Source organism: Streptomyces sp. NPDC101227 (assembly GCF_044767545.1).
Lineage (GTDB): Bacteria > Actinomycetota > Actinomycetes > Streptomycetales > Streptomycetaceae > Streptomyces.
Genome location: NZ_JBIWOD010000019.1, coordinates 1 through 12,061, shown reverse-complemented (window position 1 = coordinate 12,061; position 12,061 = coordinate 1). Strand labels below are relative to the sequence as shown.

General features: G+C 73.0%; 3 protein-coding genes. All 3 read right to left on the bottom strand.

Annotated elements, in window-relative coordinates:
- Positions 1–42: 42 nt before the first annotated feature.
- A complete protein-coding gene (locus ACIRPT_RS32950) occupies positions 43–252 on the bottom strand; it encodes an MbtH family protein (RefSeq protein WP_403833897.1) in 210 nt (69 codons plus the stop codon).
- A gap of 68 nt (positions 253–320) precedes the next feature.
- Positions 321–8,294: an amino acid adenylation domain-containing protein gene (locus tag ACIRPT_RS32945; protein WP_403833895.1), complete on the bottom strand. Its 7,974-nt coding sequence runs from the start codon at positions 8,292–8,294 to the stop codon at positions 321–323.
- A gap of 56 nt (positions 8,295–8,350) precedes the next feature.
- Positions 8,351–12,061 (bottom strand): amino acid adenylation domain-containing protein (locus tag ACIRPT_RS32940; protein WP_403833892.1); only part of this gene is annotated, 3,711 nt, incomplete at its 5' end.

The following is a 12,061-nucleotide window of genomic DNA, read 5'->3' as shown; positions in this document are numbered from 1 at the left end:
GTGTGACCTCTCCTGCGTTGTCGTTCCGTGCCCGGGTACCGGTCAGGCGCCCATGGCGTCGATCAGGGACTTGGGGCGCATATCGGTCCAGTTCTCGTTGACGAAGTCCAGGCACTCCTGGCGCAGCTGCGGTCCGAAGGCGACCTCCCAGCCCTGGGGGACGTCGGCGAAGCTGGGCCAGATGGAGTGCTGGCCCTCCGTGTTGAGGAGCACGAGGTAGAAGGCTTCGTCGTTCTCGAAGGGGTTGGACATGGGGATTTCCTTTCGGTGGGTGCCTGACGGCGGTACTTCTGCGGTACTTCTGCGGTAAGCGGTGGGATTCAGCCGAGGAGGGTGCGCAGTTCGCGCAGGAAGCGCTCGGCGAGATCGGCGATGGTCTTTTCCTTGTGCACTTCGGTGGAATAGCGGAGGGTGAGCCGGAATTGCTGTCCGCTGACCGCTCCGGCGATATCGAGCAGATGGGGCCGTTCGCCGCGGTCGCTCTGCTGCGCGGCGGCCGGCAGTACGGATGTGAAGGGCCCCGATTCCCGGCCGCCGCCGGGGGCGTCGTCGAAGCGGCCGAGGTAGTTGAAGATCACCTGCGGGGTGGCCGCCGCGGTCAGCGAGGGTGCGCCGGCGAGGTGCCGCAGCGCGCCGTATCCCAGGCCACGCCCGGGAATGTCGCGCAGCTGCCGCCCCGTCGCCTTGGCCCTGGCCCGCGGGTCGTCGCCGGTGGGCCGGGCCAGACGGACGGGGTAGAGGGTGGTGAACCAGCCGACGGTGCGGGAGAGATCGATGTCGTCGAATATCTCGTCGCGGCCATGGCCTTCGATATCGACCGTAATGCCGTCGCCGCCGGTCCATTCGGAAAGCGTCGCGCCGAGCGCGGTCAGCAGCAGCGCTTCCGTGCGGACCCGGTAGGCGCCCGGTGCGGTCCGCAGCAGCGCTTCGGTTTCGCTTTCGGTCAGTTCGACCGTGTATTCCGCCTCGGACGATACCGTATTGGCGCCGTGTGCATCCACCGGAAGGGCGGCCGAATTCTTTTCCACCACCCCTTCCCAATAACGGAGTTCGGCGTTCAGTGCGCCGCCGGCGACATGGTCGCTCAGCCGTGCCGCCCATCCGGTGAAGGACGTCGGTACGGGCGCCACCCGCACCGGCTCCCCCGCCCGGGCCTGACCGTAGGCGGCCTCGATGTCCGCCAGCAGGATGCGCAGCGAGACCGCATCGGTGACCAAGTGGTGCGCGACCAGGAGGAGCCGGGAGGGGTGAGCGGTGCCGCCGTCGAAGAGCACCGCTCTCGCCACCGGGCCCCGGGCCAGGTCCAGCGAGGACTGGGCGGCCGCCACCACCCGGTCGACGGTCCGCGCCACCTCGTCTTCCGGGACCCCGGAGATGTCCTCGCGGTCGAGCGGTACGGGGACGACCCCGGGCGCGGGCCGCTGTACCCGCTCCCCGTCCTGCGGGAACCGCATCCGCAGCGCCTCGTGGCGCGCCGTCACCGCCTCCACCGCCCGGGTCAGCGCGTCCGGGTCGGCATCCGGGGCGAGCTCCAGCAGGACGGACATGTTGTAGTGCTGCGGCGCGGTGCGGTAGGCGTCGAAGAACCAGTGCTGTACAGGGGTGAGGGGCACCGGCCCGGCGCTCGTACCGGCCTCCGCGCTCGCCTCCGCACCCGATTCCGCCTGCCCCGCCGTACGCGCCGCCGCGCGCGCGGGCGTGCCGGCCGCGGGGCCGTCCCCCTCGCCGGCCCGCCCGGCCGCATCGACCAGGTCCGCCAGCGCCCGCACCGTACCGCTGCGGAAGACCTCCTTCGAGGTGAGCGGCAGCCCGGCGCGGCGGCTGCGGGCGACCAGCTGGATGCTGAGGATGGAGTCGCCGCCGAGCTCGAAGAAGCCGTCGTCCAGGCCGACGCTCTCCACGCCGAGCAGCTCGGCGAAGATCCCGGCGAGCAGGCGCTGGGTTTCGGTCGCCGGGAGGTCGGCGGAGGCCGGTCCCGCAGCGGCCGCCTCGGGTGCGGGGAGCGCCTTGCGGTCGACCTTTCCGTTGATGGTCAGGGGCAGTTCGGGCAGCACGACCAGGGCCGCGGGGACCATGTATTCGGGCAGGCTGCGGGCCGCGAACTCCTTGAGCGCCGCCGCGTCCGGCGCGGGGCCTTCAGGGCGCGGGGCCGCGTAGCCGACAAGGCGGAGGCCGCCGGGGCCCGGGGCGGCGACGACACAGACCTGGCCCACGCCGGGGGCCGCCGCCAGGGCCGCCTCCACCTCGCCCAGTTCGATCCGGTGCGCCCGGATCTTGACCTGGTCGTCGGTGCGGCCCTGGTACTCCAGGCCGCCGTCGGCGGTCCACCGCACCAGGTCCCCGGTGCGGTACATCCGCGCGCCGGGCTCGCCGGACGGGTCGGCCACGAAGCGCTCGGCGGTCAGTTCCGGGCGGCCCAGATAGCCGCGCGCGAGCTGGGCGCCGGCCACGTACAGCTCGCCGGGGACCCCGACCGGCACCGGCCGGAGCAGGGCGTCGAGGACATGGGCGCGCATGTTCCACGAGGGGGTGCCGATCAGCACGGCGCCGGCCGGGTCGGGGTCCTGCGGCGTCAGACTGTGGACGACGCAGCCCACGGTCGCCTCGGTCGGGCCGTATTCGTTGACGACGGTCGCGCCCGGATGGGCCGAGCGCCAGGCGGTCAGCGACTCCCCCAGGAGCTGTTCGCCGCCGACGACGAGATCGCCCTCGGCGAGCACCTCCGCGGGCAGCGATTCCAGCAGCCCCACATGGCTGGGGGTGGCCTTCAGGAACGTCGGCACCGGGCGGCCGGTCTCGCTCCACAGCCGCGGGTCGAGGTCCTCCAGGTCGCTGACGTAGACCGTGCCGCCGGCGATGAGCGGGGCGAAGAGGGTGGTGACGGTGAGGTCGAAGGAGACGGAGGAGTGCAGTACCGCGCCGCCGCGGATGCCGGGGTAGGAACCCTCGCACCAGCGCAGGTAGTTGGCGAGCCCGGCGTGCGGGACGACCACGCCCTTGGGGCGGCCGGTGGAACCGGAGGTGTAGATGACGTACGCGGCGTTGCCCGGGCGCAGCGGCGCCCGCCGGTCGGCGTCGGTGAGGCCGCCGCCGGGCTGCGCGGCCAGTGCCGTACGGGTGGCGGGGGCGTCCAGGACCAGGTGGTGGGTGCCTTCGTCGAGCCGTACGAGGAGGCCGGCCGCGCGCTGGGTGATGACGCAGGCCGGGCGGGCGTCGGCGAGCAGCGCGGCGATGCGTTCGGCCGGGTAGCCGGGGTCGACGGGCAGATAGGCGGCGCCGGCCTTGAGCACCGCGTACAGCGCGACCAGCAGGCCGGCCGAGCGGGGCATGGAGACGGCGACGACGTCCTCGGGGCCGATGCCGAGGCCGATCAGGTGGCGGGCCAGGCGGTTGGCGCGTTCGTCCAGTTCGGCGTAGGTGAGGGCGGCGCCGTCGGAGACGACGGCGGGGGCGTCGGGGGTGCGGGCCGCCTGGGCCTCGAAGAGGGCCATGGCGGTGGCGTCGGACACCGGGTGGCGGGCGCCGTCGCGGTCCGCGGCGGCGCGGGTGCGCTCCGGCGCGGTGAGCATGGGCAGCGTCGCCATCGGCCGTTCGGTGGCCCCGGGCGCGGTCAGCTCCTCGGCGAGGGTGGCCAGATGGCCGGTCAGCCGGGCGATGGTGGCCTCGTCGAAGAGATCGGTGCTGTATTCGACGGAGCCGCGCAGCGCCCCGTCCTCCTCCCAGTAGTTCAGGGTCAGGTCGAAGAGCGAGAAGTCGCGGGCGAGTGGCTGCTCGGAGAGCCGCAGGCCGTGCAGCCGCATCGGCTCGGCGGGGGTGTTCTGGAAGGCGATCAGCGCCTGGACCAGCGGCGGGCGGCTCAGATCGCGCTCGGCGACCACGGCGTCCACCACCCGCTCGAAGGGCACCTCGCCATGCGCGAAGGCCGCCAGCACGCTCTCCCGCACGGAGTCCAGGAACTCCCCGAAGGGCAGGTGTTCGTCGACGTCCTCGCGCAGCACCAGGGTGTTGACGAAGAAGCCGATCAGGTCCTCCACCTCGCCCCGGTCGCGGCCGGAGCTGAGGGTGCCCAGGGCGATGTCGCGCTGCCCTGACCAGCGGGCGAGCACCAGCTGGCTGAGCGCGGTGACGGCCATGAACAGCGAGGCGCCGTGGTCCTGGGCGGTGCGGGCGAGGCGGTCCGTCGCGGCGGGCGACAGGGCGAAGGTGTGCAGGGCGCCGGCGTAGCCGCGGACCGGGGGGCGGGGCCGGTCGGTGGGTAGCTCCAGCGGCGCGACATCGGCCAACTCGCGTTTCCAGAAGTCGAGTTGGCGCTCCAGTTCGGCTCCGGCGAGGTGCTCGCGCTGCCATACGGCGTAGTCCGCGTACTGCACGGACAGCGGGGCCAGGCCGCTGTGCGCCAGCACCTCGGCGGCGTCCCGCGAGCCGCATTCGAGCGCCGCGTCGTAGAGCGCGCCCAGCTCGCGGGCGACCACGCCCATCGACCAGCCGTCGGTGACGATGTGGTGCATGGTGACGGCGAGGGCGTGCTCGTCCGCGCCGTCGCGTACCAGCAGCGCGCGCAGCAGCGGGCCGCGGCGCAGATCGAACGGGACGGCGATCTCGGCGCGCAGGGTGGCCTGGAGTTCCGCCTCGCGGGCGGCCCGGCCGGTGGCGGTCAGTTCGGCGAGCGGGACGGGCACGTCGTAGGGCTCGCCGATGCGCTGTACGGCCTCGCCGTCCTCGGTGTCGAAGGTCGTACGGAGCACCTCGTGGCGGCGTACGAGGGCGGCGAGGGCGGCGGACAGCGCGCCGGTGTCCAGCGGGCCGCTGAGCCGCAGCACCCCGCCCGCGTTGTAGGCGGCGTTGCCCGGCTCGAACTCGTCCAGGAACCACATCCGGGCCTGGGCGAAGGACAGCGGCAGCGCGCGGTCTCGGTCCGCCGGGGCGATCCGGGCGGTGTGGGCGGCGGCCCGGCCCGCGGCGACCTGCTCGGCGAAGCCCGCGATGGTCGGCCGGTCGAAGAGGGCGCGGGCGGACAGCTCGATCCCGAAGGTCTTACGGACCCGGGAGATCACCTGGATGCTGAGGATGGAATTGCCGCCCAGCTCGAAGAAGTTGTCCGTCACGCCGACGCCGTCCAGCTTCAGCACCTGCATCCAGATGCCGGCCAGCGTCTCCTCCAGGGCGGTGCGGGGCGCGACGCGGGCGGCGGCGGAGGCGAAGAGGGCGGGGTCGGGGGCGGGCAGGGCCTTGCGGTCGACCTTGCGGCTGCTGGTCATGGGCAGCTCGTCGAGGGGGACGACGACGGTGGGCACCATGTAGTCGGGCAGCGTGCGGGAGAGCAGTTCGCGCAGCTGCGCGGTGTCCGGGGCCTCGGCGCCCGGCTGCGGGACGACATAGCCGACCAGCTGCTTGCCGCCGGCGCGGCCCTCGCGCGCCACCACCACGGACTGCGCCACATCCGGGTGCGCGGCCAGCGCCGACTCGATCTCGCCCAGCTCGATGCGGAAGCCGCGCACCTTGACCTGGTCGTCGGCGCGGCCGAGGTATTCGATGACGCCGTCGGCGGTCCAGCGCACCAGGTCGCCGGTGCGGTACATCCGCTCGCCGGGCGCGCCGTAGGGGTCGGCGATGAACCGCTCGGCGGTCAGTCCCGCGCGGCCCAGGTATCCGCGGGCCAGCTGGGGTCCGGAGAGGTGGAGTTCACCGGCGACGCCGACCGGGACGGGGCGCAGTTGCCGGTCCAGGACGCGGATGCCGGTGTTGTGCACGGGGCGGCCCACGACGGGCCGGGGGCTGTCGGCGAGCTTGCACCACAGGGTGTCGACGGTGGCCTCGGTCGGCCCGTAGAAGTTGTAGCCGATGGTGGCGCCGGCGTTCTCGGCGGACCGCAGCTGCTGCCACAGCGCCTCGCCCACCGCCTCGCCGCCGAGCATCAGCACGGCCGGGCGGTGTGCGTCGCCGGTCAGCAGCCCGGCGGCGACGACCTGTTCGGCGTAGGTCGGGGTGAGGTCGAGCAGATCGATGCGTTCCTTGCGGACGTATCCGACGATCGCCTCGGGGTCGCGCCGGACCTCGTCGTCGATGACGTGCAGCTGATGGCCCGCGACCATCCACAGCAGGCCCTCCCACGAGGTGTCGAAGGAGAACACGGCGGTCAGCGCGGCCCGGAAGCGGCGGCCTCCGGCGGCCTCGACCGCCGGGCGGATGAACTCCGCCTCGTGGTTGCGGTAGAGGTTGAGCAGCCCGGCGTGGTCGGTGAGGACGCCCTTGGGGCGGCCGGTGGAGCCGGAGGTGTAGATGAGGTGCGCGGGGTGGGCCGGGCGCAGCGGCGCCCGGCGGTCGGCGTCGGTGGGCGCGGTCGCCGGGCAGCCGGCCAGCAGCTCGCGGGCCGCCGCACCGGTCAGGTCCAGGGCGGGCAGGGACGAGGGTACGCCGAGGCGGGACGCGGTGTCCGCGCCGCACACCAGCACCAGCGCCGGCGCGGCGTCCTCCAGCATGAACGCCACGCGGTCGCGCGGCAGATCGGGGTCGACGGGCACATAGGCCGCGCCCGCCTTGAGGACCGCCAGGATGCCGATGACCATGTCCTCGGTACGGGGCAGCGCCAGCGCCACGAGGTCCTCGGGGCCGACCGACCGGGAGATGAGGTGGTGCGCCAGCCGGTTGGCGCGCTCCTCCAGCTCCCGGAAGGTCAGCGAGACGGCGTTGCAGACCAGGGCCGTCTCGTCGGGCGTACGGGCGGCCTGCGCCTCGTACACCGCGGGGAGGGTGGTGTCGGGCAGCGGATGCCGGGCGCCGCTCCAGCCCTCCAGCAGCTGGTGCTCCTCCTCGGCGGTGAGCATCGCGATGCGGGCCATGGGGCGGCCGGGCTCGGCGGTCAGCCGGTCGGCGAGGAGCTGGAGGTGCCCGCAGATCCGTTCCACCGTGCTCGCGTCGAAGAGATCGGGGTTGTACTGCACGGCGCCGAGGAGACCGCCGTCGCGCTCCCAGAAGTCGAAGTCGATGTCGAAGAGGGACTGTTCGCGGGCGAAGACATAGTCCTCCAGGGTCAGCCCGCTCAGCCGCAGCGGCTCGGAGGGGGTGTTCTGGAGGGAGACCATGGCCTGGACGAGCGGCGGGCGGCTCATATCGCGGTCGGTGACGACCGCGTCCACCACCCGCTCGAACGGCACCTCGGCGTGCGCGAACGCCTCCAGCACGGTCTCCCGTACGGAGTCCAGGAAGTCGGCGAAGGGCTTGCTCTCATCGACCTCTTCGCGCAGCACCAGCGTGTTGACGAAGAACCCGACCAGCCCCTCCACCTCGCCGCGGTCCCGCCCGGAGACGGAGGTGCCCACCGCGATATCGCTCTGCCCCGAGTAACGGGAGAGCACCAGCTGACTGAGCGCGGTGACGGCCATGAACAGGGTCGCGCCCCGGTCCCTGGCCGCCTTGGTGAGCCGTTCGGTGGTCCCCGGAGAGAGGGAGAAGAGGTGCTGGGCGCCGGCGGAGGTGCGCACCGCCGGACGCGGCCGGTCGGTGGGCAGCTCCAGCGGCGCGACGGCGTCCAGCTTGCCGGTCCAGTAGGCGAGCTGGCGGTCGAGCTCCTCGCCGGCGAGCCGGTCGCGCTGCCAGACGGCGAAGTCGGCGTACTGGACGGTCTGCGGGGCCAGTCCCGCCCGCTCCGGCAGTTCCTGCGCATCGCCCGGTGCGGCGCCGGGCCGCAGCGCCGCGTCGTAGAGGGCGCTCAGCTCCCGCCCGATGATCCCCATCGACCAGCCGTCGGTGACGATGTGGTGGATCGTCAGGGCGAGGATGTGCTCCCGCTCGTCCAGCTTCAGCAGCAGGGCGCGCAGCAGCGGACCGGTGCGCAGATCGAAGGGGCGCGCCACCTCCGCCCGCAGCAGGCTCCGCACGATCGCGTCGCGGTCCGCCCGCGGCGCCCGGGGCACCTGCGCGACCGGCACCGGCACCCGGAACGGCTCGCCGACGATCTGCACGCCCCGTCCGTCCACCGCGTCGAACGTCGTGCGCAGCGACTCATGGCGCGCCACCAGCGCCGACAGGGCCAGGGCCAGGGCCGGGACGTTCAGTTCGCCGGTCAGCCGCAGCGAGGTGCAGGAGTTGTACTCCGCGCTGCCCGGCTCGAACTCGTCCAGGAACCACAGCCGTTGCTGGGCGAAGGACAGGGGGAGCTCCCGGTCCCGGCCCGCCGGGGTGATCCGGCCCGGCCGTCCGTCCCCGGCGTCGCCGGCCAGGCGGGAGCGCATCCGGTCCCGTACGTGCTCGGGAAGCGACCGAATCCAGCTCTCGCGTGATGCCGCGGCGTCCATGAGCGTCTCCTTCAGGGTGGTTCACGGTGGGTGGTGAGGGTGGGGGTGCGGGGCGGTTACTCCTGCTCCAGTTCCGAGAGCAGTCGCTCCTCGACCGCCGCCGCCAGGTCGGCCACCGTCGGGTTGTCGAAGAGGGCACGGGCCGGCAGATCGATCACAAAGACATCGCGGATGCGGGAGATGACCTGGATGCTGAGGATGGAGTCGCCGCCCAGGTCGAAGAAGTTGTCCTCGACGCTCACCCGGTCCAGGCCCAGCACAGCGCCCCAGATCTCGGCGAGGATCTCCTCACCCGGGTTGCGGGGCGCGACATGCTGCGCCCCCTCCCCCGCCGCCTCCTCGGGCGAGGGCAGCGCCCGCCGGTCGACCTTGCCGTTCGGGGTGAGCGGGAAGGCGTCCAGGACGATCACCGCCGCCGGGACCATATGGGCGGGCAGCGAGCGGGCCATGAACTCCTTCAGCTCGTCGGGACCGGGGCCCTTGCCCGGTACGGGCACGGCGTAGGCCACCAGGCGTTTGCTGCCGGGGATGTCCTCGCGGGCCAGCACCAGGGCCTGGGCGACGCCCGGGTGGGCGGCGGCCGTGGCCTCGATCTCGCCCAGCTCGATCCGCAGCCCGCGGATCTTGACCTGGAAGTCCGTACGGGAGACGAAGTCGAGGTTGCCGTCGGGCAGCCAGCGCACCAGGTCACCCGAGCGGTACATCCGCGCCCCCGGCTCGCCGAACGGGTCGGCGACGAACCGCTCGGCGGTGATCCCCGGCCGGTTCACATAGCCGCGGCCCATGCCGTCCCCGGTCAGGTACAGCTCGCCCGGCACACCCGGCGCCACCGGCCGCAGCGCGGGGTCCAGGACGTAGACGCGGGTGCCGGCGATGGGGGTGCCGATGGGCAGCGGGCCGGGGACCGGGGCCGCGCCATCGTCGTTGACGTCGCCGTCGCCGTCGCCGTTGACGACGTACAGCGAGGTGAAAACGGTGCCTTCGGTCGGCCCGTAGCCGTTGATCATGCGGACGCCGGGGAGTTGTTCGACGACCTTGGCGGCATGCGCCGGGGAGAGCGTGTCGCCGCCGGACATGATCAGCCGCAGCCCGGCGAAGACCTGGATGTCGCTGTCCACCATCTCGTGGAAGAGCCCCGCGGTGATCCAGATGGCGCTCACCTTGCGCGAGCGCAGGAATTCCCCGGTCTCGGCCGCCGACATCACCCGGCTCGGGCTGACGGCAAGCGCCGCGCCGTTGAGCCAGGCGCTCCAGATCTCCAGCGTCCCGGCGTCGAACGACACCGTCGCCAGCTGGCCCACCACATCGCGCTCGCTCATCGCCAGCTTGGGGTCGCGGGCCACCCGCAGCACCCCTCGGTGCGGCAGGACCGCGCCCTTGGGGCGGCCGGTGGAGCCGGAGGTGTAGATGACATGGGCGAGGTTGTCGGGGTGCAGCGGCACGTCGGGCGCCACGTCGGGATAGCCGTCGGTCGCGGCCTCGTCGATCAGCAGTTGGCGGGCGTCGCCGGGCGGCAGCGCCCCCGCCGACTCGGCGTCCGTGACGACCAGTTCCGCACCGGAGTCGGTGACCATGAACGCGAGCCGGTCGGCCGGGTACTCCGGGTCGAGCGGTACGTACGCGCCGCCGGCCTTGAGCACCGCGAGCAGCGCCACGAACAGCTCGGCGCGGCGTCCCAGGCACACTCCGACGCGGGTGTCGGGGCCCACCCCGAGCTCGATCAGCCGATGGGCGAGGCGGTTGGCGCGGGCGTCCACCTCGGCGTAGCTCAGCTCCCGCCCGCCGACGACCAGCGCGGTGTTGCCCGGGGCGCGGGCCACCTGCCGCGCGAACACCTCGGTGAGGGTGGTGCCCTCGTCGCCGGGTGCGCCGCGGCCCCACTCCTCGAGGATGCGGTGCCGCCGCTCGGCGTCGACCAGGCCGAGCGTGCCCAGCTTGCGGTCGGCCTCCTCGAGACCGGCCACCGTCCGCGCGTACAGGGTGAGGTCGTCGCGCAGCGCCTCGACGGTGTCCTTGTCGAAGACCTCCGGGTCGTAGAGCAGCGTGAGGGTGAGCGCGTCGCCCGTGTACGCGGCCAGGTTGAGGGGGTAGTTGGTGGCCTCGACGGCGCTGATGTCGGCGACCTTCAGCCCGTGCTCGGCGGCCGCGTCGGTGTCCACCGGGTAGTTGGCGAAGACGACGAGGCTGTCGAAGAGCGACTGGTCGGCCGGGAGGTGGCCGAGCGCCTGGATCCGGGTGAGCGGGAGGTGGTCGTAGCGGCGGGCCTCGACCTGTTCGGCCTGGAGGCGCTGCAGCCACTCCACCACGCCCAGCTCCGGCTCCAGCCGGGTACGCACCGGGAGGGAGTTGATGAAGAGTCCCACCATGTCGTCCGCGCCCGTCAGTTCGGTGGGCCGGCCCGAGGTAGTCGCCCCGAACACCACATCGTGCTGTCCGCTGCGCCCGGCCAGCATGAGCGCCCACAGGCCCTGGACCACGGCGTTCACGGTCAGCCGGTGCCGGCGGGCGAACGCGTACAGCTGGTCGGTGAGCTCCGGCGTCAGCTCCACACCCACCCGCGCGGACGAACGCGACTGACCGGAACGGACCGCCGGACGGTCGTACGGCAACGCCACCGGACTCTCGAACCCGGCCAGCACCCCGCGCCAGAAGTCTTCCGCCTGCGGTATGTCCCGCCCCCGCATCCAGCGGGCCTGGTCGGCCAGCCGTCGGCCGCCGGCGATGGCGGGCAGCGTCTTGCGGTCCCGGCGCGCGGTGTAGTCGTCGAAGACGAGGGACAGGACGCGGGACAGGCTCCAGCCGTCGAGCAGGACGTGGTGGAAGGTGAACAGGACCCGGACACGGTCGTCGGTGAGGCGGGCGAGGGCCAGCCGGGCCAGCGGCACCTGCCGCAGATCCAGCCCCCGCTCACGGTCGGCGGCGACCCACTCCTCCCAACGGGCCGACTGTTCCCCGTCGGTGAGACCGCGCCAGTCCACGATCTCGACGGGCAGCGTCGCCTCCCGGTGCACCACCTGCACCGGCTCCGCGACGCCCTCCCAGACGACGCCGATCCGCAGCGCCTGGACCTCGTCGACCACGTGCTGCCAGGAGTCCGCGAATTCGGCCGGGTCGGTGACGCCGTCGACGACGAACATCAGTTGCTCGAAGTAGGCGGCGGTCCGCGCCTGCGCCGACTCCATCAGCGCGTGGAAGAGCATCCCGGACTGCATCGGCATCAGCGGCAGCACGTCCTCGACGCCACGGCCGTCACCCACCACCCGGTCCACACCGACCTGGTCGAGCCCCGACAGCGGGAAGTCCGACGGCGTGCAGCCGCCCGCCTCCGGCCCCTCGCAGTGTCCGAGGAACTCCTCGAGGGCGGTCAGGAAACCGGACGCCAGGCGGTCCACCGTCTCCTCGGCGAAGACGCCGTCCGACCAGCCCCACTCCACCACCAGCCGGCCGTCGGCCACCCGGCCCACCACATCCAGCGCATACGCCCGCCCGTCCAGCGGACTGGTGTCGCCGTCCTGGACGAACCCGGACTCGCGGAACAGCGCGTCCTCGGTGCCGGCGGAGGCGGTGGCGGTGTCGAACTGGCCGAGGTAGTTGAAGCTGACCTGCGGGGAGCGGGCCGGGAGCGCGCCGGTGAGATGCCGCAGGGCGCCGTAGCCCAGGCCCCGGTGCGGCACGGAACGGAGGTTCTCCTTCACCGACTTGACCAGAACGTCCCAGCCGGTCGCCGCATCCCCCGGCAGCTCCACCGGGAAAACGGTGGTGAACCA

Coding starts and splice junctions, on each gene's coding strand:
- ACIRPT_RS32945 (WP_403833895.1), bottom strand. CDS start 8,294: ATGGACGCCGCGGCATCACGCGAGAGCTGGATTCGGTCGCTTCCCGAG.
- ACIRPT_RS32950 (WP_403833897.1), bottom strand. CDS start 252: ATGTCCAACCCCTTCGAGAACGACGAAGCCTTCTACCTCGTGCTCCTC.